The organism is Pedobacter sp. Leaf250 (genome assembly GCF_920984735.1).
Lineage (GTDB): Bacteria > Bacteroidota > Bacteroidia > Sphingobacteriales > Sphingobacteriaceae > Pedobacter.
This window is the reverse complement of record NZ_CAKLBU010000012.1, coordinates 105,717-131,207: the sequence shown is the minus strand read 5'-3', so window position 1 is coordinate 131,207 and position 25,491 is coordinate 105,717. Positions and strand designations below refer to the sequence as shown.

Genomic DNA, 25,491 nt, shown 5'->3' with positions numbered 1-25,491 from the left:
TAATCACTCATCTTAGCCTATCAAACAGTAACATACCAAAAGACCTAATCAATTTCCATACTGCAGTGCTTATTTAGGCCTGAGTTAGCACAACTTATTGAACTCCTACCCACAATTTTGCAGAAATATAAATATTTGCAAATAAGCTTCAGACTAAAATTATCACACTGATTATCAGTAGTTTTTAATAAAAATTAAATTCCAGATGCAACACTTTTATTTTTTTAGCATCTAGTATATAACAACTACATAATACCGACCAGACAAAATTATTTTATGAGCAGATACTTATTAACGCTTTGCATTGCATTTCAATGCTTTCTCCTATCTAATCTGGCGCAGGCCCAGGAAAACAAATACCAGCTCTCAGGGATTCTGGTGGATAGCCTTTCAAAAAAACCTGGTGAATATTTTACCATCGCACTTCGAAAAGATTCAACAGTAATTAAAACCGCAGTTTCAAATGAACAAGGGAAATTTCTTTTCACTGGTGTGCCCGCAGGAGAATATAAACTCATTATAGGCGCCTTGGGATATAAGTCAAAAACGATTGCTGTTAAAATAAACAATGATACCTCCCTCAATAATATTGTAGTAGTTTCAGCCGGCAATGAACTTGGAGAGGTTGCCATAGCAGCCAGCAGGCCCCTTATTAAGCAAGAGCCAGACAGAATTGTATATGATATTCAGGCAGATGCAGAAAGTAAAGTACTCTCCGTAATGGACATGATGCGCAAGATTCCCCTTTTGTCGGTTGATGCAGATGACAATGTAAAGCTAAAAGGAACAGGTAATTATAGGATATTGATTAACGGTAAGCCGTCAGGTATCCTCACCCGTGATCCAAAAGAATATTTAAAGAGCATGCCGGCAGCAGGCGTACAAAAAATAGAAGTCATTACTACGCCTCCATCAAAATACGAAAGCGAAGGCTTATCAGGGATTATCAATATCATTACGTCCAGAAAGCTGGAAAATGGCTACAATGGAAATGTAAATGCCCGTTATCAAACTCCAGGTGGACCAAGTGGGAATGTGAATTTTACCCTCAAACAGGGCAATTTTGGTGCAAACTTATACGGAGGGACAGGTGTATGGCAGGTAGATGGGGTAAAAATTAGCGACATGCGAAACAGTAGAGGGGTTGCCGTTCCTTCGAGCTTGAATTCTTTAGGTTTTCAGAAAACCGATAACAAATGGGCTTGGGGCGGTGGAGAGTTAAGTTATGAGATTGATTCACTTAATCTGATCACAGTAGAGGTAAATCCCTATGGAGGTTATAACCAGCAAGACCTCAGTCAGCATTTTGATTTGCGGGATGGTTCGGTACTTTCCTCTTACGATTTAGATGGAAAAACCAGGTATGAGTGGGGAGGAACAGATTACACCTTCAACTATCAAAGAAGTTTTAGGGATAAAAAGGAACACCTTTTAACCTTATCGTATAAATTCTTTGACAGCTCAGAGCCGCAGACTAACGATGTGATGTTCACCAATCGTACAAACTTCAACGGGATAAATTACAGACAGGATAATGTAAGCAGCTCGAAAGAACAAACTGCCCAGATTGACTACGTTAACCCATGGAAAAAACTTACTTTAGAAGCAGGTGTAAAAGCAATTTTGAGGCGTGGAGACAGTGATTTCCAATATTTAGGGTTTAATTCCGCTCAAAATATTTACATCATCGATCCTTCGCAAAGCAATGTATATGGAAATGATCAGAATATTTTTGGAGTCTACAACACGTACACACTCAAACTTAAAGACTGGACATTTAAAGCGGGTGCACGCCTTGAGGGTACTTACGTTACTGGTAATTTCCAGACTACCGGAACAAGCGTAAAAACAGAATACTTCAACCTCATTCCTTCCGTATCTTTAAACAGAACTTTAAAGAATAGCCAGAGTTTGAGTTTGGGCTTCACCCAGCGAATTCAGCGTCCGGGAATCTGGAACTTAAATCCTTTTGTTGACAAATCCAGGCCTAATTTCGAGTATTTTGGTAATCCGGATTTAGAGGCCACGTTAAGCAATAACTTTGAATTAACTTATAGCAACTTTAAAAAAGGCTCACTAAATTTAAGCTTAAGTTATAATTTCGCCAACAATACCCAGCAAGAGGTTTCCACTTATTTTCCGGCAGAAAACCTGACCAGAGTAACTTCCTTCAATATTGGCAAAACAAGATTGCTGGGAACTAATGCCAATTTTAATTATCCACTTACCGCAAAATGGAACCTGAATGTGAGTGCCAATATGAACTACATCTGGCTTGAGGGAATGATCAATGGCGTACTTGCTGAAAACAGTGGCATCACTGGATATACCAGCTTCACCACCAGCTATAAATTCGAGAAGACCTGGAAAACAAGCGTGTCATTTAATTATGGTGCACCGGATGTGATGTTGCAAGGTAAATCCAATGACTATTATTATTTAGGTTTGAGCGGAAGTAAGGATCTTATCAAAGATAAACTGACCTTAACTGCTATGGTAGCGAATCCATTCCAAAAAAACCGGGAGTATAGAAGTTACACAGAGGGCGTAAACTTTACCCAGGAACGCATCAGAGAAAACCCTTTCCGACGAGTGAGTTTTGCGATGAACTGGAAATTTGGAAAACTTAAAGGATCCATTAAAAAAAGTGAACGCAGCATTAATAATGATGATACTAAAAAGGCAGCTAATTAATCTGTTTACTAAAGATGTTATTTGATTAGTTAAATTTTTCTATTATTCACGCTCAGCTATCATATTAACTATCGCTTAAACAGAAGTTGAATAAAGATTGAAAAGATAATTTAGATAAACGGGATTATGGCTATTGCTGTGATCCCGTTTTTTCTTTAGCATATTTGTTTGCAATGATTTTTCTTCACACAAATGAAGAATCCTTAATATCAAAGGCAATTTAAATAATCAAATAAGGATGATAAATCAAACAAGTTCCTGCAGTAAGATTTAAGAGTTTAGCATCATATCATTCCCACTTCTACAAAATGATACCTGCAAAATACTTCAGACCTTTGATGTAAAAATCATTTAAACATATGTACAGCTTGTTCGTTATTATAATAAATGTCCTTAACATTTATCAATATGAAGTATTTGAAGTTGATTATCATTTGTTTTTTCGGTTCCACAATCATCAGTTTTTTAGGCCTGTTTATCTTGTCGTCCCTTAAATATATAGGAGCCGGTGATTCAGATTTCAATAATCTTCCTTATGGCATTGCTATTGGAATTAACCTTTGCTTTGCACTGGGAACATTTCCAATTTTTCTTAATCTCAATAACCGGGTGAGATCCAGTCCTGGCTGGAGTGCCACAAGTTTTTTTCTGCTACCTGCTGTCTTTGTATTTATCTTATTATTAGCCATGTGGGATCAGCCTTGGCCAGGAATTCTATTTTGTATACCCTACTTGGCACTGTTAGTTGTTCTATTTTTAAATTTTCGGAAAAATATTGTACCGAATACTTATTTACATAAATAACAGATCTCCCATAAGATTACTCGATTAATGGTAAGCCATTATATTTAAATCATTTGTAAATCTCAATAAAATTAATCCATCCATTCCACTCCTCGAAGCGATATCAATCAGCGAATTTTCCCTTTGGCTTTCCATTGAAATAAGCGTAGAAGAGACCTGGTGGATTAGCCTTATATTATTTATTACAGGTAATCAAACTATTATTGAAACAAAATGTTGCTCATAAAAATTATCTGCATGAAACTTAAACTGTCCCTATTTACCCTGATTCTTTCTGTTTTTTTTATCAGCTGCAAGAAAAATTCAAACGACACGCCAACTATTGACGATCTGGCATTACTCAAACAAAAAGTTTTGGGAAACTGGATTACCACAGGCGCCATTATCGAATATTATGATGCGAGTGGAAAATTGGCAAACACAGTAGATCAGTCGGGTACCAGTGAGCAGACCTGGGAATATTTTGACAACAACTCGGTGAACAGTTATGACAACAGGGGAAAAAGGACTTACACCTACAGTTTCTCCAAGCTCAACAATGTTAACTATATCAGCATAACAAATAACCCTACCGAAACCTACAATATCAATATAGAAAACAATAAGATGACTTGGTCGGTTGAGGGGCCATACAAGAATGATCCCGCTTATGCCACCGCAAAGCAGATATTTTATTTCAGCCGGAAATAAATTGAAGCCTCTAAAACCCGAATTAAAAGCGATCAATATCATAGCTAATTCTTTAATATTATTGATCAGACAATAATGAAAATTGAGTTTTTGTACAGGGAATTAGGAAATAATGAAATCTTAACTTTTTCCCAAAAATTTGAAGTCATTTGAAATAAATTCGTCTATTAAAAAAAATACCTGCAACTTTGTTGCACAAAATGAGGTTCATCCACCACAAGGTTTTAGTTTACATTTCACGCATCTTACTGATATTTCTATTCAGTATGGGTACGGCTGAATGTTTGCACCATGACTTTTCAAGTGGACATCCAGGGTTTTCAACTGTAAAATCCCTCGATACAAAATCAACCTCCATTCAGCAATATCAACTGAATTGTGAACTCTGCAAGTCGGTTGCTAATCACTTTAACAGCCATTTCTATCCTTCTGAATGTACATATTTAACTGATTTTAATCCAAGTTCGGTTGTAATAAATTTTGATTTCTGCCAGGCACAGTATACTTCAATAATATTTCAGATAACTGGCAGAGGACCTCCTGCTGCAATATGCTAACTACGTTGTAGTTCCTAAACTTTTCATTTTCATCTGATTATCGTTTTACGATGGTCGAGATCATTCATTTTAATTTTTTATTATGCAATTTATTTTAGAAGCTGCAGGGCTATCTAAAACTTATGGGCAAAAAACGGCCTTGGTTTCTTTAGATCTGCAACTTAACAAGGGAGAAATATTTAGTCTCCTTGGTCCGAACGGTGCTGGAAAATCCACGACCATCAATCTATTTTTAGGCTTTATCAAACCTACTTCCGGACAGGCTTTCGTTAATGGTATTGATGTTTCCGCTCAGCCCGTAGCATCTAAACAATTCCTGGCTTACATCCCTGAGAACGTAATGCTTTACCAAAATCTCACCGGAAGGGAAAACCTATCTTTATTGAGCAGCCTGGCTGGTTTCAATTATGCTAAAGATCAACTGGATGAGCTGCTGATTACCTCTGGTCTTCAGCCTGATGCGATTGAAAGAAATGTAGGTGGCTACTCAAAAGGCATGCGCCAGAAGGTTGGTATCGCGGCTGCAGTTGCCAGAGATGCCAAAGTATTATTGCTTGATGAGCCAACTTCTGGTCTGGATCCCAAAGCAAGTAATGAATTTTCTGAACTTTTAAAAGGATTATCGGCAAAAGGCACAACCATTTTTATGGCAACCCATGATATTTTCCGGTCAACAGAAATCAGTAACCGCATTGGTATCATGAGAAACGGACAGCTTATCGACCTTTTAGATCATACGGTTTTTAATGCCTCTGAAATTGAGAGTTTGTACCTGGATTACATGAGGGCTTAAAGATGATCAGAACAATTGCACAAAAGGAATTTTATTCCGCATTGCGGGATAAACGCTTTATGGTTTTCGCCATAATAATTTTCATTTTGCTATTTACTTCCATTATCAGCGGATACAAAAGTTACAGCATACTGCAGGCAGAGCGAAATCTGGCACAACATCATGCCGAAGAAGATTTTCACAGTCAACCAGACAGGCATCCGCACCGCGTAGCACATTATGGTTCTTACGCATTCCGGCCAAAATCAGCATTAAGTTTTCTTGATGCCGGCTTAGATCCTTATACCGGAACAATGGTTTACCTGGAAGCACACCAGCAAAACAGCGCTAACTTTTCACAAGCGCAGCAATCCAACACGCTCATACGAATTGGCGAAATGACTATGGCGTTTGTAATGCAGTGGCTCATGCCTTTGCTAATCATTTTTTTATGTTTCAATGCTTTTACGCAGGAGCGTGAAAACGGTACATTAAAATTGCTGATGAGCCAGGGAATATCTATTCAGCAGATTGCAAAGGGCAAAATAATGGGCTTTAGTTTGCTGATTACGATTGTTATTTTTCCGGCTTTCCTGATTGCCATATTAACGAGTTTAGTAATAAACAATGAGCCCTGGAATTTCGATACAGCCCTGAGATTATTCACTATGCTACTAAGTTATGCAGCATATTTTTTCATTTTCATCACAGGTTCTGTACTCATCTCATCTTTATGCAAGCAATCAAAAACGGCATTAATTGCACTCTTAGGCTGTTGGATATTCTTTTGCGTGGTGATACCAAAATTAACCGTGAGTTTAGGGGATGCATTATTCCAAACTCCATCTAAAGCAGCAATGGATGCAGCTATTCACCGTCAGGCAAAAAACGGAATTAATGGACATGATGATCAGGATAAGAGAACAAAAGAATTCACGGAAAAACTGCTCAAAAAATATGGTGTAGATTCTGCCAGTCAGTTACCGGTAAATTTGGGCGGGCTTGTGATGGCCGAGGGTGAAGCTTTTAGCAGTAAACTTTATCAGAAACATTTTGATGAACTGGTGAATACCTACGAGAAGCAAAATAATATTTCTAAATGGTCTGGATTTTTAAACCCATATCAATCTATCAGAGCGATTTCTATGTCGATGGCTGGTTCTGATTTCAGGCACTATGTTACCTTCTTAAATGCTGCTGAAAGTTACAGGTTCAAACTTGCGCAACACCTCAATCATTTGCAAGCTTATAAATTGGCCAATAAAGCTAAAGACACCCGTTTAGATAAATCAGAATACAATCACTATCCTGAGTTTAGCTATAACCCGCCCACATTTTGGCAGGTTTTGTTCCCAAGCCTCATTTCAATATTTGCTTTATACATCTGGGCATTGGGTATCTATATTTTATGCATTACTATTCTCAAAAACATTTCCATCTTATGATCAAGCAATTTCGTACACTGACTTATTTTGAATGGTTAAACTTCCGTTCTGAGCGCAGCATGTTGCTTTTCGCAATGTTAATTCTTTTGTCTGGTTTATACGGTATTTATTCTGGGAGCAGCTTAATCAATAACCAAAAATCAAAACTTGAAGCGCTTGATAAACTCTATCAGGAAAACATTGCGGAAATGAAGCAAAAATTTCCAGCTGATGCTGACGCAGGCGATATTGGTTATTATCATTCGACTTTTGCTAAAAATTTACCAGACAACTGGGCAAAACTTTCCATTGGTCAGCGGGATGTTGCCCCCTCCTATTTAAAGCTTCGGTTATTAGCGGTTCAAAACCAATTATATGCATCTGAAAACACCAACCCATTTAAATTATCTGTTGGAAGTTTCGATTTAGCCTTTGTTTTTGTTTTTCTATTGCCCCTATTTATCATTTCGATAAGTTTTAATGTGCTCTCTTCCGAAAGGGAACAGGGAACGCTGGCACTGGTATTATCTTTTCCGGTAAAGCTTTCTACTTTCTTGCTTGCCAAACTCACTTTTAGGTTTATTGTTGTTGCTGTTATTGTTTTCACATTATCCATTACCGGATGGTTATGGGCTGATGTTGTTATTGATGCAAGGGCATTGACCTGGCTAATGGCTATATTGCTTTATGCACTTTTCTGGTTTTCAGTTTCCTTTGCCATTATTGCCATCAAACGCAATTCGGCTTTTAATGCCGTTTCACTTTTGGGCATCTGGCTGTTATTAGTGGTTATTTTTCCGGTATTGGCAAAAACTTATAGCGAGGTAAAAATTCCTGTTGATGAAGGTTTGGCGATAAGTCTGAAACAGAGGCAGGAAGTTCATTCGGGCTGGGACAAACCCAGGGCTGAAACCATGAAACGCTTTTTTCAGCGTTACCCTCAATTTAAAGATACTACATCTGTGGAGGGTGCCTTTAAGTGGAAATGGTATTTTGCTTTTCAGGAGCTTGGTGATGCATCAGTAGAATCTCTTTTCGAAAATTATATGCAGAAACTAACTACAAGAGCTGCATTAAGTGCAAATCTTGATATGCTATCACCAGCAGCAAAACTTCAGCAGACCATAAATGGTATTTCTGGAACGGGTTTTCAGGCGCAGCTTGATTTCTTATTAGCGAGCAAGAATTACCATGAGCGCTTAAAAAAATTTTATTATCCCTTTCTTTTTAAAAATTTACCATTCACACATGATGATTTTGCCAGTGAGCCGCAAATGAGTTTTAGGTCAAAGGCAGATGATCTACAGATCTTTAATGGTTTAATTGCTATGATGGGTGCAACCGTAATCGCCATTCTTGCAGGCTTAATTATTTACAAATCCTCGAATAATATTTTAGAATAACACGCTTAGCTACATCACTCAAAGCAAACAAACAATAATAACCAGATGAACTCAATTAATATCCGGCTATGGATTTTCATGGCCTTTTTATACCTATTTATATGTCCCGTTAGCGATACTTTCGGGCAAACCTCAAACCTGCTGATCACTGGAAAAGTTGTGAATCAGCAGGATGAGCAACTGTCAGGCGTTACGGTTAGCCTAAAAACGTTAGATCTTTCTGCATCAACAGATGAGCATGGGAATTTCAAACTTTTATTGTCACAGGCTGGAAAGTTTAAGTTATTTTTTTCTGCCGTGGGTTATAAATCCATCTCAAGAAATATTGATACACAAAAAAGTGACGCAGAACATTTACAGATTGTAATGGAATCGTCGTCTGATGAGCTTCAGCAGGTTGAAATTCTTGGGAGAAAGGAAAGCACCTACAAAAGTGATTATACATTTGGTGCAACCCGAACCGCCACTTATTTAAAAGATATTCCACAATCGGTGAGCGTGGTGACAAAAGAGTTATTAGCGGATCGACAAATTGAACGGGCCTGGGACGCAACCAAAGTAATGAGTGGCGTAAACCGATATTCCAATTATAACGATATTGTGATTCGCGGCTTTCGGAGTGGCGAAAACCAGCCCAGGTTAATCAACGGACTTAGGGCAGCATTTGGCTATTTTGACCAGCCGGTAACCGCAAATCTCGAACGGATTGAAGTGGTTAAAGGGCCCGCATCTGCACTCTTCGGAAATGCCGTACCCGGAGGAACCATAAATTTTGTGACCAAAAAACCAATAGCCGAGAAACGATATGGACTTAGCTTTTCCGGTGCAAGTTTCAACACTTTAAAAGGGTCGGCGGATTTTACAGGACCAGTTAATCAAGACAGTACAATCCTTTATCGTTTAAATGCCGCATATAGTAATTATGAGAGTTTCAGGAATTTGCAAGGTGCCGAAAATTACATGATTGCACCTTCCTTTAGTTTTTTACCATCAGAAAAGACAAGGATTAATGTTGATTTGGTTTACAATCAAAATAACAGTAAAATAGACCGTGGGCAGCCAATTTTTGGGGCAAGCGCTGTCAACGATATATACGCCACACCAATCAGTTTGGCAATAGGTGCACCCAATGATTTTTATAAGGTTAAAAACCTGCAGTTGAATCTTGGCCTGACTCATGATTTCAATGAAAATCTATCTATCAATGCCTCATATATGAAATTTGCCTGGGACGAAAAGCTTTTGGAACATCGTACGAGCAATATTTTTGCTGTCGACGGAAACGGAAAGGAAATCCCTTCCAAAGTTGCCATGCAGGTATTCGACAGGTTGCAGAAGATTAGTTCGGATAATATCAATGCTTTTTTCCGATACAAACTAAAACACGGAGCTTTTGCCCATACCTTGCTTTTGGGTTATGATTTCATACAGCAAATCAGACCGGTGGGCAGCACACAAAATGTTGCCCGTGGTTACAGAAATGCCACCAATACGGGCGCCATCAATAGCTATAACCCTGCCAGAAAAAGTGATTACTTATTGGATGCATCGGGCAATCCTGTGCCAAACGTTGCACATTTTGATTTGCAGAAAGTACAATATCCAATCCGCAGCACAACAGGTTATTTCTTCTCGCCAACTATTTATGCACAAAGTAAATATGCTGTAAATGCAGGTTACTTTCAGGATCAGATCACATTTGGTAAACTTCAGGTTTTATTAGGTATTCGTGGAGAATATTATACAGACTACACCAACTTCAAGGAATCAAACGAAACCCGTATTGTTCAAAAGGCAATCATCCCAAGAGCTGGAGTGGTTTATGCAATACATCCACTGGTTAATATTTATACAACCTATACCGAAGGTTATCAGCCGCAAAGTCCATCCACATTCAACAACCCCAATAATGGTGGACCATTTGCACCTTCTACCAGTAATATGATCGAGGCTGGTGCAAAAGGAAATTTCTTTGAAAATAGATTGGCTCTTAACTTATCAGTTTATAGAATTGAGCAGAAAAACACCCTGGTTAGTGCAAACGACCCTGTTAATACGGATTTGCTAAGGCAGCGTGGTGAAGAGCGTTCCAGTGGTATGGAAATCGAAATCATCGGAAATATTTTGCCAAATCTATCAGTTAATGCAAACTATGCTTTGAATAAAGCAATAATAGTCCAGGGCCTTTCAACTGAACAAGGTTTACAAAAAGCCAATGCCCCAAAGCACTTATCCAATCTCTGGCTTAAATATGGGATCCAAAACGGTCTTTTTGCAGGATTAGGTTTAGGTGCAGGATTAAATTACAGTTCTGTTAGAAATACAGAAATCCTCAGTCTTCAGCTTCCTTCCTACACAACTTTGGACATTGCCGCTTATTATACCATCAACAAAATAAGGTTGGCCATGAATCTGAATAATTTAACCGATCAAAAATATTGGATTGCAGGTTATAATTATACCCGGATTTTCCCAGGAGAACCTAGAAATGTGATGTTTACTTTGTCGAAGATTTTTTAATGATTTTGCTAACTATTTATCAAACATAATTAACAGAAACAAAAATGCCCAGCAAATTTAAATCTGCTGGGCATTTAAATTACGGCATACTTCTCTTACAAAGTAGCCATATCAATTACAAAACGATAACGAACATCCCCTTTTTCCATGCGCTCGTAAGCGTTATGAATATCTTTCATATCAATCATTTCGATATCTGAAACGATATTGTTTTCTGCACAGAAATCTAACATTTCTTGAGTTTCAGCAATACCGCCAATTCCTGAGCCTGCAAGGCTTTTTCTACCACCTAATAAACTAAAAGCAGCAATTTCAGCAGGTTTCGGCGGAACACCAACGCAAATATGTACTCCGTTTGTTCTCAACAATGATAGATACATATTAAAATCATGTTCTGCTGATACCGTATCCAGAATAAAATCGAAAGTTCCTTTGGCAGCTTTAACCTGTTCGCGGTCAGTAGTTACTACAAAATGGTGCGCACCAAGTTTTTTAGCATCTTCCTCTTTTTTTGGAGATGTACTTAAAACAGTAACTTCAGCGCCAAAAGCCACTCCAAATTTAACGGCCATATGCCCTAAACCACCAAGTCCAAGCACCGCAAGTTTATGTCCTTTACCTACTTTCCAATGTCTTAATGGAGAATAAGTGGTAATGCCCGCACATAATAATGGCGCAACCGCAGCTAAATTTAATTTGTCAGAAACATGCAAAACAAACTCTTCTCTAACTACTATCGAGTTAGAATAACCACCATAAGTTGGCGTTTTGCCATCTCTTTCTAAGCCGTTATAGGTTTGAGTATTTCCTTCTAAACAGTATTGTTCCAAATCCTGCTTGCAGTTTTCGCAAACCTGACAAGAATCTACCATACAGCCCGTACCAGCCAAGTCGCCTACTTTAAATTTCTTTACATGATCGCCCACTTTAATAACACGTCCCACAATTTCATGCCCTGGAACCATCGGAAAAATACCTGGAAACCAGTCATTTTTAATTTGGTGTAAATCTGAGTGGCAAACGCCACAGAATAATATTTCGAATTGAACATCATGTGGTCCAACTTCGCGGCGTTCAAAATCCCAAGGTGCTAAGTCTGTACCTGGGTTTTGTGCCGCATATCCTTTTGTTGCAATCATTTTATAAATTTTAGTTAATTATACTTGAACAAAAATAATGGCTAATTGTTAAACAAAAATTATATTATTAAAGTAATAAATTGATAAGATCAAATATTCCACAACTATTGTTGGTTTTGATCGTTCATTGTTTCATCATTCCCGATATGCAGCATTGCTGTAATGGCGGCTAAAGTTATTGCTAATGGCAATAAAACAGATAGTGCAAAATCAAAAAAATAAGTAATATAATCTTGAAAATTATCTTGTTGATAAGCCTCAATGTAAGGATCATCACCGCAATTTATCGCAATCCAAATGGCTAATGATATTACCGAAAAAGGTACCAAATACCTAAAAATGAAATGGGGTGCAAGAATATTTAGTTTATCCAATAGTTTTATAAGGTAGCAATATCCAATAATTCCTATTAATACTGCCGGGCTAATGCTTAAGAAAAATAAACCTGCATAGCCGCTGTTTAATTCCGGATTTGCAAATACATAAATCAACAACCCGATAGTAGTTACCAGTGAAATTAAAAAAGCCTTTAAAAATGATAATTTAATTCTCAATCTATTTTCTACTTTTAATTATATAATAAACATTATCCTGAACTATAAATGCGTATGGTAAACCATTTGGTTTGTAATATTCTACATTGTACCAAGCATACTTACTTTCACCCTGTTTAAGTGTTTCATTTTGGGTTAGCTTTAATTTTATTTTTATAGTATCAGTTTTGTAAAATAAGTTAAGGTAAGCGAAACCATCCCACCTATTCTTTTTAATCCTGTTGGTTTTCTGAAAGTCTGCTACATAAACAATATTGTTTGGTTTATCAAACCGACTGTTATTTGGCACCAGGTTGTTTAATTGATCAGTTGGAAGATCGTCTAAATTAACATAAAGGTTCGTTCCATAAAGCGCATACCATTTACCACCGATTAAAAATACTGCTTTATCTATTTGATTTTTTCTTTTAGGATCATCATATCCCCACAAGCGATCGGCTTGAAAATAAAAAACACTTTCTGCCTTTTGATTCAAACGAGAGAATTCTCGATCAACTTTCTCCTGGTTCCAATCAGCTTTGGGATTCACTTCGATGTAATCTTTCTTTAAGGTATCGCCATTAATAATCCAACTAGAAAATTTTGTGTCTTGCAGGATATAGGATCCAAAAATATGAGTGCTATAATTATTGGAAAATGAAATACTATCCGTTAAATCCCCTAAACTATCTATTTTATAAAATGTTTTTTCACGTTTATCTTCATGATTATTACCAAAAATAGTTTTCTTCATTTCAGGAAAACAATAAGGCCCTGAAAGATTACTTGCAGAGCCGTTTTTGAATAGTAGAGAAATGGTGTACTTATCTGATTCAATTCCTTCACTTAACATTTTATATTCCTGATCTTTTATTTGAAAGCTAGGCTGATTGATGAAGTTTCGAAAGAAATAGCCGTAGGCAATACTTAATATAAAGCCACTAACCGAAAATAGAATTATTAAAATATTCTTTCTGTAGATATTCATCAACTAAAATTATCTGTACTATCGCCGCTCCATAGGTCTACTTTACTTCCTGCCATTTCATATTTAGTTTACCTACATATAGGGCCATTTGCTGTTTTTCTGCAATTGTAGGTAGTTTTAGCATTAATGCCGATGCCCGTTCATTCCATTTAGCAAAAGCTGCCTGGCTTGCTTCAACTGCGGTATCATCTTTTCGCAAAACAGCCTCCTTATAATGCTTCAGGCTAATTTCAAAGATTACAAAATGATTGTCTATTGCTTTATTTCCGAAATCAGGTTTATCCATCGCTTGCATACCAGCAATGGCTTTTTCACGATCTTGATTTGATGCATTTAATATTTCTTGAGTGCTTTGCTGTTTCTTTCCTGTTAAAAGCAATATGGAGAAAAATAGAGCAAGCGACACGCCACCGATTAAACTAAAAACACTAAGACTACCATTAAACTTTTTCCATTTGCTAAAGCCAAAATAAAGCAAAAGCAAACCCAATATAATCATTGCAACAGCTAAACCTTTATTCCCCAAAAGTTCAAACACTGGATACAATATTCGTGGAACATTATAACTCGATTGTGGACGAAAATATAAGGTTCCCTGACTAAAAATACCAGCACCAATAAAACCCATTGCTGCAGCCTTAATTTTTTCTGCTGTTTGTACTGTTTTATTATCTTCCATAATTACTTCAATGTGAAAGAAATATACAGCTCTTTAAAATGTCTTATTTGGCAATTAATTATTCGCAACAGTTTATATTATATCTGCTGGTTTTAGCTTATTATTTGTAGGATGGCTCATTGGAATATCATTCGAATTATTTAAATTCGAATAGTTTGTCTTGAGCTAAATCATATTCATAAAATTTTCTGGTTTCATTATCCAAATAAAGCCACGCATTAATATTTGATTGGCCTTCAGCAATGCTCGAAAGTCCAATAATAGTGTAGGATCGACCTTCTTTCTGACCATCTTCTATGGAGTAACTGAAATTGGCATCAGCTTTTTGGTTTGCTAACACCAATTTATTTTTGGTATTGGCTAAATAATATTCTATCAAGGTATAGAGATAATCCTTAAAAGTATCGGTGTAACTATCATCTGTTGCATGCCAATACTTAATAGGTTTTCGGTTTTGTTTTCTGTATCGGGAAACGCTGCCATCCTTTATTTTCGATGCTTTTACAATCCATTCCCTTAACTCTAATTTTTCACCTTCACCCGAAATCCAGGTACTATCTGCTTTCCATTGGATGCGTAATTCATCATCGCGTAAAAAATTAATTTTACCCTCTTTTTGATAAATAAAGGTTTTTCTTTGGTTTCCTTTCTTCGCAAATAAAAGTGGATAATCGCCATTGTCGTCATATTCGATAAAAGTTATGGTATCAGTAAAAATCTTTTTTGATACTGAGACTGAGGGCTTGGTTTTTTCAGTATTGGATGACAAGGTATCTAATCCTACTATTTTAAAAGAAGAACCAGTCGTTATTGATTGAATTCCTTTTTTATCTGATTTACATGCAGCAAAACAAATCACAAAAATGAAATAAAGATATAATTTTCGCATAACGGTTTTTTATGAATATGAAGGCTCAAAAAATTACATACTGTATTGTTTAGCAATGCGTTCTTCGGGCTCTATGCAGCATAAATAAAGCACAATTAAGAAAAAATATTCTAATGGTTTCATTAAAATATAAATCAAATTTGAGCCTTTGGCTGAAGTAATATTTTTTGATAAAGAATAACCATATTGATCGTAGAAACTTCTGATCACTTTATGTAAAGCAGGTGTGTATTGTTGAATGAGATCTTCAAAAGCATTGGCCACCATTAACTGTCTATTTACGATTATTTCGTAACCATGCCTTTTACCCAAGCGAATGGGTTTAACTATTTGTGGATCGCCGCAGGCAGCAACTGTACACAAGTAATGCCCTTTATGATCTAAAAACGGAGGATGTGTTTTTTGCGAAAAAGCCCACGTGGTGGTTTCGGTAAAAACTTTGGTTATGGAATTTGCATGCTGACCGAAAAGCATTAAAATAGCAGTAATCAAAATAAAAACAGGTATCAGCAATAATAAAACCCACAAAGGTTGTGTACTTACAGTTGCCATTTTCTGATTCAGATAGTTTAAAATTTTATTATGATAAACTCTGTTTGATGCCAATTTAGCTTCATTTAGAGTGGTATGTAATAGAACAAAAATTGAAGATATCATATAACTGAACGGCAGAAATGCAAATAGGATACCCATACCACTATTGTCTGCTTTAATTTTTGAAACCTGCAATATAATGGCGAGGGATATTGGGAAGCCGATCACTACAAAAACTACACATAACACAAATATTAATGGCGGCATGGCCCGGCCTTGAAACCTTAATTTAACCAAGCTAAACATAGCCAAAACAAAATAAACTGCAAGTGTTGGCACATGCTTTAAAGAAAATGGCGAATATCCTCCATCAATTATATCAATTGCCTTATAATAATCATCGCTATTAAAAATCCATGCAAAGCAAAACAGGCCTACCGAAATTACAAGGGCCGCTATAAATAGAAACTCAATAACTTTAACGCCAGTGCTTACATTTTTTCTGGTTATATTATAAATCTGCCAGCTAATAAATGGAAATATCAATAACGCAATAATAAAAATGATTGTCATATTTTAATTGTCTCTCGGTGCTTCATTTTTTTTTTCATTTGGGTTCATACCATCAATGAAATAACCGATTTTATAAATATTTCGTGGCGAGCAAGTTCATCCGCATTTGTATATAAACCATCAGTTTTACTTTGAGCAATGATGATGTTTATGAAGCACATAATAACAAAACGGTTTTTTCATTTCGTCTTCGTTAACTTCATTTGGAATAAATCAAGATCAGTGACTTTGTATTTACCAGTTAGCTCATTCAGCGTTCCTGCATCAATTATTATTTCTGCATTACTTAAAACTTTGTAACTTCCATTAGTATTAACCGTATCTGGCAGACGGTTTGGCCCCTCGAAAGTGCTTTTATATTCGCAAATCATATTTATTTTGATCGGTAATTTTTCTGTATCAAACTTTATCGCCAAAGATCTTTTAATCATTCCTTCCGGGAGATTTTTACCGCCATAAAAGTAATTATCAGTTAGCGCCTTGTATTCTGAATAAAATGGATTGCATCTATCCGTTTTGCACCATTCCTCAAAACCATTTTTAACCAAGTATAATGTATCTGCTTTTTTTGTAAAGCCCATTTGCCAGTTGCTGTTTTTTAGCAATGCTGATACATTAAATGGTTGATTTATCTTTTTTAAATAGATTGTATCGAGATTGATTTTTGCACCTTTTTTTCTTCCTCCACCCCATTTATGAAACATAGAAATAGCATCCTTCTCAAAGCCATCTTTCTCTATTTGCTCCATAACCATTAACGGAGGTGCTTCCATAGCAAAAATTTCAGTTAGTAGAAAAGCGTTGTAGCGTTCTTCCATCAATTTAAATCTTCCGTTTTTATCTGTTAGAACCTCACCAACCTTGCAATTCGAGATCGGATTTTTATCGTAATCTACAATCACTCCTGTAATTTCCGGTCGCCGAAGCCTGGAAATGCAAGATTGCATAGAAACTAAGATTAATAAAAATGCCAAGAAATGCAATCGCCCTTTTACCATCTTACTTTCTTTTGTATTTCCTGGCAACTATACTTTTTCCATTTAATATTCTGTATTCTGTGAAATGAGTAAAAGCATCGTTTTCATATATTCTTACTTCTAAACGGAGGAATAATTTACCATTGTGCCATATATAATGCTTGGTTCCTTCATTACCGCTACCATCAGCATCATATTTTAAAATTTCTTTTTTTGATGCGTCAAGCCCAACAAATTCCATCTCATTCAATTGCTTATTTTGTTTGAAACTGTTACTGGCTTTATCATAAATTAAATATATAAACCCAAAATCCCCTTTGGTTCTTCCTGGATAATTGATCGGAACTTTTACATCCAATAAGCCATCAAAGTTGAGATCCTCCAATATGATGTTGGTATCATCCATTAAAGCGGTGTCATCAAAACTTTTGATGGTCCACTTACTAATGCCCTTTTGTTGAATTTGAAGATTGAGGAGTTGTGAATAATCTTTAACATAATCTTCCGTGTATTTGTATTGATAAGCCTTTCTGTTTAAAATAAAATCGTAATCAGCCAAATTGAAGATCGAAATATTTTCTCGTTGAATAAGACTTACCAACAATATGTTTTGCTTTGGTGCATCGGTTGTTTTTTGCCAACTTCCATTAAGAGCACTGTTTTGATAGGAAAGATTGAAATATCCAGAATCTTCGTACGATTTCTTTTTAAAGTTATACGAGTTTTCTGTTAACTTGAGATAATTATTTTTTAGAACTCCCTTTAAATAAATCTTTCTGTCATATCCATTTTTAGTATAATAATAAGCGCCCATTACACTATCATTATCTTTTGAAATTTCTAAAGTCATCTCTACTGCATAACTTTTAATTGTGCCAGTAAAATTTAGTATAGATGTTATTTTTGCTTTTTGAGCATATGAAAAGTTGATGGCTAAAATCAACGATAGAACCAAAAAGATTTTATAAAATTTCATAATTAGTGTTTTAATTTAAACTACTTTTTATTTTGGCTTTGCTGATATTTCTCATAAATATCTTTCTTTACCATTTCGCCATTGATGTAGTATTGTGTAAAAAGTATCGATCCGTCTGCTTTGTACATGTGTCCGATGCCTTCTCTCTTGCCATTTACATATTCAAAATCCATCGTTTTTTTGCCTAAGGCGTATGATGTTGATAATCCATCTTCTATCCCGTTTAGATAATTCACCTCCATCATCAGTTCGCCATTGGCATAGGTGCGGTAAATACCATTCCGTTTATCATCTTTATAATTTATCTCCAAAGAAATTTCTCCATTCGGACTGTAGGTTTTGGAGAGGCCATTCTTTAAACCATCAATATAATTGGTTTCGCTTATTAAAGTGCCACTCATGTAATTATATTGCAAACCGTGTTTCAACCCATTTTTGTAGTTACTTTTGTAAACCAGTTTATCGCTGCTAAACATTTCATCCAAACCATTTAGCTTGCCATTTTTGTATTCCTGGCGAAGCCAAACTTTACCTTGATTATCAAAATTTTCTTTTAATCCGTTTCGAACGCCATTCTTGTATTGAAGTTTGCATTCCATTCTTCCACCTTGAGAATACCAAAAGGCATCGCCACTGATCATTCCTTTTTTGATGTTATACAAGGCGAAACCACCTTCATCAAAGGGGATTTTATATTGCCCTTGCAGAAGCTTATTATTTAATGAAAGAACCAGCTGACTGCTATCGGCGTTATAGGTTTTCTCCAAATGTTTCCATTTTATTTCTTCGGGCAATTGTGCGTAGATTGGTTTAACTACACACATTAAAAATAAGAGTAAGACTGTTTTTCCCATTTTTAATCCAATTTATCTTTCTCTCCATCCCACTTTTTTGCTAACTCTTCTACAAATGCATAATAATTGGTTCGCTCCTCGGCTTTAAGTCTATCCTCCATTTTAAGCGCTTTTATTGTCCAATCAGAAAATTGAATGCTTAGTTCAGGAGAATAAGATTTATCATCATTTTTAACCGCAGTAGATAATACGTTCCAAAGGTTTTTGAAATCATTTAGATGATTATTTACTTCGACATTACTGTATTTTGGAATCTCAATACCTGATTTAGAGAAATAATCTACCCCATCACTTTTAGGCGAATTTGAGCATGCTGTAGCAATAGATACGATGATTAATAGCGAAAGGAATTTTAGTATTTTCATATTTATTTACCATTATAAATACCAAACTATAAATTTTCATTTTACCAAAATCACACAATTATTATTTGCAAGGCTTTGTTTATTATTCGTCAATACTTAAAGCTTTTTCTTAAAATTTAGAGTATTTGCATAATGTGTTATGATGAAGTTAACCAGCGACGGTAAACTTTTTAAAAATGATTTTCTTTCCATCTATCACTTGGAAAATATAGATATTATTGTGCTCTCCCTCGCTTACCTTCTCTCCATTTTCATCAACTGCGGTATTACCGAAACTCATATTTAAATACAGGGCGTTTTGTTCCTCTAGATAAAAATCAACAAGCATTTGATAGGTGTAATCATTCGATGTAAATTGTGGCGATTCAGCATGCTGATCACTTAAAAGCTTATCCATTTTAACTTTCATGATGGTTTTAGTAAAATCAGCATCAAAAATAGCATCAAAGTATTTATCAAAATCTTCTTCAAAAAATGAATCTGCCTTGCTGCCATATTTCGCCTTCCTTTTTTGCCATTCACTATCATTTAACTGAACCAAATACCACAGACTGGAATCCTCTGTTGCCACAACCGGGAAGTTAAAATAAGTTTTCAGCTTGGCTTTATCCTTAATATATATTGCTTGCCGAAAGTTTTTGAAATCATCGACCCAGGTTATAACTGGAATATATTTTGATGGTGTTAAATCATCCTTTGCCGTTTCAACAACTTTATTTATTGAGGTATCGTTTTCACTATTTTGTGCTTTTGGCTTATCAGATTTACAAGCAATTAGCACAGCGAATGCGAAGAGTATTGATAAATTTTTCATTGTTTATTTTTACTTAAAATTTCGGTGATTTTGGAATCCAATATAGTCTCATTAGCATCAAAATCATCATCAAAACTTGCACCAATTTGGTAAACTTTCTTGTCTTCAGATATTTTGTAAACAGAATAATGATTTGTCGCTGAAAAACCATACCCTAAAATTACATCGTGTTTTTTATTGTATTCGGGATTAACGATATCCTCAAAATGCTTCACCCGGATAACTTGTTTTTTTTTAGCATCAACTAAGTATAAAAAATAGAAAGAATTTGCTCCTCTGGCTCCTGTTTCGGAAAATATCTGTATATCGTTAATATCATCTCCATTAAAATCTTTGTATTCCATAAAATCATTTTGAATTTTGATGAATACATCCTCTTCCCAGATTATCTTGTCAGTTTTGCCCCTATCTATCCCAAAATAAATTCGAGCAGTTTTACCCTTATCAAAAAAATCTTCACCACAATTTTGAACCGCAAACACATAACTGGTATCTGTAAAAGGATGGTAATATTGCCAAATGCAATTTGGATCGCACTGATTAAAAATTTTGCTATCACTCGTGTTTCGCTGAATTTCTTCCTTAGGTTTTGCGGATGCCTTCAGAGGTATTTTAGCATGACTTTTATTGGATTGTAATTCATTTTTAATCGAAGTGTGACAACCATAGACAAAAATCAAGCTGAAAAAGATTATTAAATTTCTCATACGATAAGCAACTTAAAATGTGTTTCGTAAGATAACTTCATAGTAATAATTTGCCATTTGAGTAAGCCAATAATTTTGCTTCTAATATGTTTGATAACCACCGGGAATAATAATCGTTTTCTCTGAATCGATAAAATAATAGCTTTTGTTAGGGATCAAATCGATCAAATATCTGTTCCCCTTATTTCTGCTATACTATTTTAAGCTGGATGATTTCATATCGATGTTGTACAAATGTTTACCTGGTTCATTTAAAATCTTATTCTTCCAATATCCACTAAACTGTTATAAACTATTTTCTAATCTTATTTCAAGCTCTCCAGTGATCGTTATTTTGCTATCTTTTAATAATCTTGGATGTACTGTTCCCGTTTGGTTTGCTATAAAATTCAAGATGCTTACTTGTTCATCTTTACCAGATTTTGGTATAATGAAGCTACCGCTGCCATTTATTTTAGCAGTATCTAAATCGCTGTTATAAGTTGTTATGTTTGGCTCTTTGGGGTCTTTTGTTCTAATCGATTTTTCAACAATTAATTGATTTACATCGCCCATATTTTTCCAGCTGAAAAGAAAATCATTATCCAGATTACCCTTTTTCGGATGTAATACATCTTGCCCTTTTACAGGTTTTAATGCATTTATTTCAGCTAAAAAAAACCTTTTACCATTAGGCAATTCTATTTCCAATCTGTATTTATTATTTATTGGATTAGCATTTTGGCCTAAGTAGAAATAATCTTTTGTATAATAAAGTTCATTCTTTATAGTATAATCAAGTTTTGATCCATTGATAAAAATCTTAACCGTATCATTCCTGATTTCATGGTTATTGCTATCATATAACTCTACCCTCGCATAATTTTTATTTTGCGTTTCCAGACTTTGGTGAATTTCTATTTTAGCTTTAATTATACTGATGTCTTTTAAATCTTTATTGGTTAGGTTAGATTGATTGCAGGAAAAAGTAAACAACACAACCGAAAAAGCAATAAATATTCGCAGCGCTGATAATACCAGTTTTATATTCATATTGAGTGATGATGTTAAATGTAATGATCTAATCAGGTAAAAAACAACAACATTTACTTTTAACGATATTCAAATTTGAATTTGCATAGCAATCAAAATAAATCAACATTGTTCCGAAAATTCATTCACATTATCTTAAAAATATTGATGTTGAACGTACATGATTGCAAAAAATAATAAACCAAGTAATGCTATAGTATAAATCCTGCCCCATCCATAGCTATTGCGCTGATTTAAAAAATGATAAAAGGCTTCTATAACCAGAAATGCCTCCCAAATAAAAAAAAGTATAAAGGGCAAAATCTTTTGCCAATTGGGAGACATGCCGTTATTTCCACTTTCACCTTTTTGTAGTATTGAAATGCTAAAAAATGCTAAAATTAATATGCCAACTAATAATCTAGCAATTAATTGTTTCTTCAAATCTGCTGTTAAACTCATTTTTAAACAATCTATCTAATAACTAAAATATATTAAATTCATTCATTGGTTTTTCTTGATTAATATTCGCGACTGCATTCCAATTATTCGTCCTTCTTGATTTACTATTTGTTTGTAACGTTTAACTAAGCGGAACAATTCTAAACTGCAAACTAATAGGGTAAAACAATTCTGTTTGCATTAATTTTGCAGCATACTAACAAAACATTTATGTCAAAAACAAAACTAACAATCAATAATAACGGATCGGTAAAAATTGAAGGTGATTTCGAAATCGTAGATAGAAATGGCAACATTTATGGCTTGCAAGGAAGAGAAGTACTTTCTATTTGCCGTTGCGGTTTATCAAAAAACAAACCCTTTTGCGATGGTGCCCACAATGGCCATTTTGAGCATGAAGCTATCGCTTTTGATTTGCCACCAAAAAAGGTCTAAATTAAAGCAAACAATATTGAAAGCCTTGCAAAATTTGCAGGGCTTTTGTTTTTAAAAAGCAGATTAAATTTAGGTTATCAAATTCCTTTATTAAACCACAATTTAAGCTTTATATGACTTTAGAACAGCATTTTGCAAAAGTTGTGGATTAAAAAAATATTTAAAATTTTTTAGTTTAAATAAATAAACGTTAATTTGACGATTATTTATTGTTATGAGCACAGCAAACTATGTAATTGGCGTGGATTACGGGACGGATTCTGTTCGTTCTGTTTTGGTAGATACCGCTAACGGAAAAGAGATTTCGGCTTCCGTTTTTCTATACCCGAGATGGCAAAAAGGTTTATATTGTAAGCCTTCCATTAATCAGTTCAGACAACATCCTTTAGATTATATTGAGGGCTTAATCCACACCATTAAAGATTGTTTGGCGAAAGCCGGAGGATCGGAAATTGCGCAGCTGGTTAAAGGAATTTCGATAGATACTACAGGATCGAGTCCTGTTGCGGTTGATGCTTCAGGAACTCCCCTAGCATTAACGCCAGGTTTTGAAGAGAATCCAAACGCCATGTTTGTACTTTGGAAAGATCACACAGCAGTTAAGGAAGCTGCTGAAATTAATGAGCATGCTACAAAATTTCCTGTCAACTACTTAAAATATGTTGGTGGAATTTATTCTTCAGAATGGTTCTGGTCTAAATTATTGCGCATTTTGAGAGTCGATTCTTCGATTAAAAAAAGTGCAGAATCATGGGTAGAACATTGTGATTGGATTCCATTTTTACTTACCGGCGGAAACGATGTAGCAACAATGAAACGCAGTCGTTGCGCAGCCGGACATAAAGCTTTATGGGCTGAGGAGTTTGATGGATTACCACCAGAAAGTTTCTTTAGCAGCCTGGATCCGCTATTGGCAAATTTTAGAGAAAAACTTTTTGTTGAAACTTACACTTCGGATGTTTCTGCTGGGACATTAAGCGATGAATGGGCAAATAAATTAGGTCTTAATACCGATGTGGTAATTGGTGTTGGTGCCTTCGATGCGCACATGGGTGCAGTTGGCGGACAAATTGAACCATATTATTTAAGCAAAGTAATGGGCACCAGTACCTGCGATATTTTGGTGGCACCAAACCAGGATTTGCACGGCAAACTCATTAGTGGAATATGCGGCCAGGTAAATGGATCGGTAATTCCGGGTATGGCTGGCTTAGAAGCCGGACAATCTGCCTTTGGTGATGTTTACGCTTGGTTCAAAAACTTAATTAGCTGGCCATTAAATCATTTACTTACAGAATCTAATTTAATTGATGAAGCTACAGCTATTGCCTTAAAAGATGAATTGGAAAGCAAAATAATTGCTAACTTAAGCAAACAAGCAGAAGCTTTGGATGATGATGACTACGCCGAATTGGCCATTGATTGGTTAAACGGCCGAAGAACTCCAGATGCCAATCAGGAACTAAAAGGCGCCATTACAGGCTTAGGTTTAGGAACTGATGCACCAAGGTTTTTCCGTGCTTTAGCCGCCGCAACTTGTTTTGGAGCCAAAGCAATTGTAGATCGTTTTAAAGAACAAGGCGTTCCGGTAAAAGGAATTATTGGTATTGGTGGCGTAGCTAAAAAGTCATCTTACATTATGCAAATGATGGCCGATGTTCTAGAAATGCCAATCAGAATCCACCGTTTCGAACATACTTGCGCTTTAGGCGCAGCAATGTTTGCAGCCGTTGCTGCAGGAATTTACCCTAATATCGAGGCTGCTATGGAAGCAATGGGAACTGGCTTTGAGAAAGAATATACACCAAATATTAAAAAGAAAAAGATGTATCGCATGCATTATGAGCAATACTTAGGCTTAGGCAGATATTTGGAGCGTTACAACAAAAAGGATGTAAAACCTTATTTATCATGAGCATTTATCAAGATATAAAAGAACAGGCTTACTTGGCCAATATGCAGTTGCCTAAACTGGGTTTGGTATTGTTTACCTTCGGGAATGTGAGTGCCTCTGACCGTACCAGAGGTGTTTTTGCCATTAAACCAAGTGGAGTTCCCTACGAAGATTTATCTCCTGAAAAAATGGTTATATTGGATTTCGATGGAAATACTGTTGAAGGAACATTACGCCCATCATCTGATACTAAAACCCATGCGGTTTTATATAAGCATTGGGAAGATGTTGGGGGAATTGTTCATACGCACTCTACCTATGGAACCGCATGGGCACAGGCGCAAAAGGCTATTCCAATTTATGGTACAACGCATGCAGATCATTTAACGGTTGATATTCCTTGCGCTCCGCCTATGGATGATCGCATGATTAAAGGAAATTATGAGTATGAAACTGGTTTTCAAATCATGAATCATTTTGATAGTTTAGGATTGAGCTATAAAGAAGTAGAAATGATTTTAGTGGGCAACCACGCTCCTTTCACCTGGGGTAAAACAGCTGAAAAAGCAGTTTACAATAGCGCAGTTTTAGAAGCAGTAGCACAAATGGCTTTATTAACTCAACAAATTAATCCTCAGGCACCAAAATTGAAAGATTCGTTAATTGAAAAACATTACGAGCGTAAACACGGTGCTGGAGCATATTACGGACAGAAATAGTAAAAACTTTTGTCATGCTGAGCTTGTCGATGCACTTTCATGATAGGTCTTCGACACGCTCAGAATGACGGTTCGTTA

23 protein-coding genes are annotated in these 25,491 nt (G+C 35.7%); 9 read left to right on the top strand and 14 right to left on the bottom strand.

What is annotated here, in order from left to right:
- Positions 1-276 precede the first annotated feature (276 nt).
- From LUA91_RS12590 to LUA91_RS12565, 6 genes are all read left to right on the top strand, one after another.
- Entirely contained in the window at positions 277-2,694 is a 2,418-nt protein-coding gene (locus LUA91_RS12590) for an outer membrane beta-barrel family protein (protein WP_231426407.1), read from the top strand.
- 1,041 nt (positions 2,695-3,735) lie between these two features.
- On the top strand, positions 3,736-4,188 hold the full coding sequence (locus LUA91_RS12585; protein WP_231426406.1) for a hypothetical protein: 453 nt from the start codon (positions 3,736-3,738) through the stop codon (positions 4,186-4,188).
- Positions 4,189-4,827: 639 nt separating this feature from the next.
- Positions 4,828-5,538 carry an ABC transporter ATP-binding protein gene (locus LUA91_RS12580; RefSeq protein ID WP_231426405.1) on the top strand — a complete coding sequence of 237 codons (711 nt, stop codon included), beginning with the start codon at positions 4,828-4,830 and terminating at the stop codon, positions 5,536-5,538.
- 2 nt (positions 5,539-5,540) lie between these two features.
- Positions 5,541-6,962: a DUF3526 domain-containing protein gene (locus LUA91_RS12575; RefSeq protein ID WP_231426404.1), complete on the top strand. Its 1,422-nt coding sequence runs from the start codon at positions 5,541-5,543 to the stop codon at positions 6,960-6,962.
- Positions 6,959-8,344, top strand: coding sequence for a DUF3526 domain-containing protein (locus LUA91_RS12570; RefSeq protein WP_231426403.1), 1,386 nt, complete (start codon positions 6,959-6,961; stop codon positions 8,342-8,344). Before LUA91_RS12575 ends, LUA91_RS12570 begins: the two co-directional genes overlap by 4 nt.
- Before the next feature lie 45 nt (positions 8,345-8,389).
- Positions 8,390-10,864, top strand: coding sequence for a TonB-dependent receptor (locus LUA91_RS12565; RefSeq protein ID WP_231426402.1), 2,475 nt, complete (start codon positions 8,390-8,392; stop codon positions 10,862-10,864).
- Positions 10,865-10,959: 95 nt separating this feature from the next.
- On the opposite strand, the gene LUA91_RS12560 is transcribed toward LUA91_RS12565, so the two are convergent.
- The 14 genes from LUA91_RS12560 to LUA91_RS12495 all read right to left on the bottom strand — a co-directional run bounded on the left by LUA91_RS12560 (position 10,960) and on the right by LUA91_RS12495 (position 22,365).
- Positions 10,960-12,003, bottom strand: a complete 1,044-nt coding sequence (locus tag LUA91_RS12560; RefSeq protein WP_231426401.1) for an NAD(P)-dependent alcohol dehydrogenase — start codon at positions 12,001-12,003, stop codon at positions 10,960-10,962.
- A gap of 104 nt (positions 12,004-12,107) precedes the next feature.
- Positions 12,108-12,557 (bottom strand): hypothetical protein, encoded by a 450-nt coding sequence (locus LUA91_RS12555; RefSeq protein WP_231426400.1) that lies wholly within the window; start codon positions 12,555-12,557, stop codon positions 12,108-12,110.
- A gap of 1 nt (position 12,558) precedes the next feature.
- Positions 12,559-13,524, bottom strand: coding sequence for a hypothetical protein (locus LUA91_RS12550; RefSeq protein ID WP_231426399.1), 966 nt, complete (start codon positions 13,522-13,524; stop codon positions 12,559-12,561).
- Between the two features lie 37 nt (positions 13,525-13,561).
- Positions 13,562-14,203, bottom strand: a complete 642-nt coding sequence (locus tag LUA91_RS12545; RefSeq protein WP_231426398.1) for a hypothetical protein — start codon at positions 14,201-14,203, stop codon at positions 13,562-13,564.
- A gap of 136 nt (positions 14,204-14,339) precedes the next feature.
- Positions 14,340-15,092, bottom strand: a complete 753-nt coding sequence (locus LUA91_RS12540) for a hypothetical protein (RefSeq protein WP_231426397.1) — start codon at positions 15,090-15,092, stop codon at positions 14,340-14,342.
- A 33-nt stretch (positions 15,093-15,125) separates the two neighbouring features.
- Complete coding sequence (locus tag LUA91_RS12535) at positions 15,126-16,199, bottom strand: DUF6688 family protein (protein ID WP_231426396.1); 1,074 nt, start codon at positions 16,197-16,199, stop codon at positions 15,126-15,128.
- Positions 16,200-16,378: 179 nt separating this feature from the next.
- Positions 16,379-17,146, bottom strand: coding sequence for a hypothetical protein (locus LUA91_RS12530; RefSeq protein ID WP_231426395.1), 768 nt, complete (start codon positions 17,144-17,146; stop codon positions 16,379-16,381).
- Positions 17,147-17,198: 52 nt separating this feature from the next.
- On the bottom strand, positions 17,199-18,152 hold the full coding sequence (locus tag LUA91_RS12525) for a hypothetical protein (protein WP_231426394.1): 954 nt from the start codon (positions 18,150-18,152) through the stop codon (positions 17,199-17,201).
- 20 nt (positions 18,153-18,172) lie between these two features.
- Positions 18,173-19,006 (bottom strand): toxin-antitoxin system YwqK family antitoxin, encoded by an 834-nt coding sequence (locus LUA91_RS12520; protein ID WP_231426393.1) that lies wholly within the window; start codon positions 19,004-19,006, stop codon positions 18,173-18,175.
- A gap of 2 nt (positions 19,007-19,008) precedes the next feature.
- On the bottom strand, positions 19,009-19,371 hold the full coding sequence (locus LUA91_RS12515; RefSeq protein WP_231426392.1) for a hypothetical protein: 363 nt from the start codon (positions 19,369-19,371) through the stop codon (positions 19,009-19,011).
- Positions 19,372-19,519: 148 nt separating this feature from the next.
- Positions 19,520-20,185, bottom strand: coding sequence for a hypothetical protein (locus tag LUA91_RS12510; protein WP_231426391.1), 666 nt, complete (start codon positions 20,183-20,185; stop codon positions 19,520-19,522).
- On the bottom strand, positions 20,182-20,892 hold the full coding sequence (locus LUA91_RS12505) for a hypothetical protein (RefSeq protein ID WP_231426390.1): 711 nt from the start codon (positions 20,890-20,892) through the stop codon (positions 20,182-20,184). Before LUA91_RS12505 ends, LUA91_RS12510 begins: the two co-directional genes overlap by 4 nt.
- Before the next feature lie 285 nt (positions 20,893-21,177).
- Positions 21,178-21,924 (bottom strand): hypothetical protein, encoded by a 747-nt coding sequence (locus LUA91_RS12500; RefSeq protein WP_231426389.1) that lies wholly within the window; start codon positions 21,922-21,924, stop codon positions 21,178-21,180.
- A gap of 135 nt (positions 21,925-22,059) precedes the next feature.
- Positions 22,060-22,365 carry a hypothetical protein gene (locus tag LUA91_RS12495; RefSeq protein ID WP_231426388.1) on the bottom strand — a complete coding sequence of 102 codons (306 nt, stop codon included), beginning with the start codon at positions 22,363-22,365 and terminating at the stop codon, positions 22,060-22,062.
- Between the two features lie 210 nt (positions 22,366-22,575).
- On the opposite strand from LUA91_RS12495, the gene LUA91_RS12490 reads away from it, so the two are divergent.
- From LUA91_RS12490 to LUA91_RS12480, 3 genes are all read left to right on the top strand, one after another.
- Entirely contained in the window at positions 22,576-22,800 is a 225-nt protein-coding gene (locus tag LUA91_RS12490; RefSeq protein WP_057931468.1) for a CDGSH iron-sulfur domain-containing protein, read from the top strand.
- Between the two features lie 214 nt (positions 22,801-23,014).
- The gene (locus tag LUA91_RS12485; protein ID WP_231426387.1) at positions 23,015-24,715 is read left to right on the top strand and encodes a ribulokinase; all 1,701 of its coding nucleotides are present in this window, start codon (positions 23,015-23,017) and stop codon (positions 24,713-24,715) included.
- The gene (locus LUA91_RS12480; RefSeq protein WP_231426386.1) at positions 24,712-25,413 is read left to right on the top strand and encodes an L-ribulose-5-phosphate 4-epimerase; all 702 of its coding nucleotides are present in this window, start codon (positions 24,712-24,714) and stop codon (positions 25,411-25,413) included. The genes LUA91_RS12485 and LUA91_RS12480 overlap by 4 nt, the downstream gene beginning before the upstream one ends.
- The last annotated feature ends 78 nt before the right edge of the window (positions 25,414-25,491 follow it).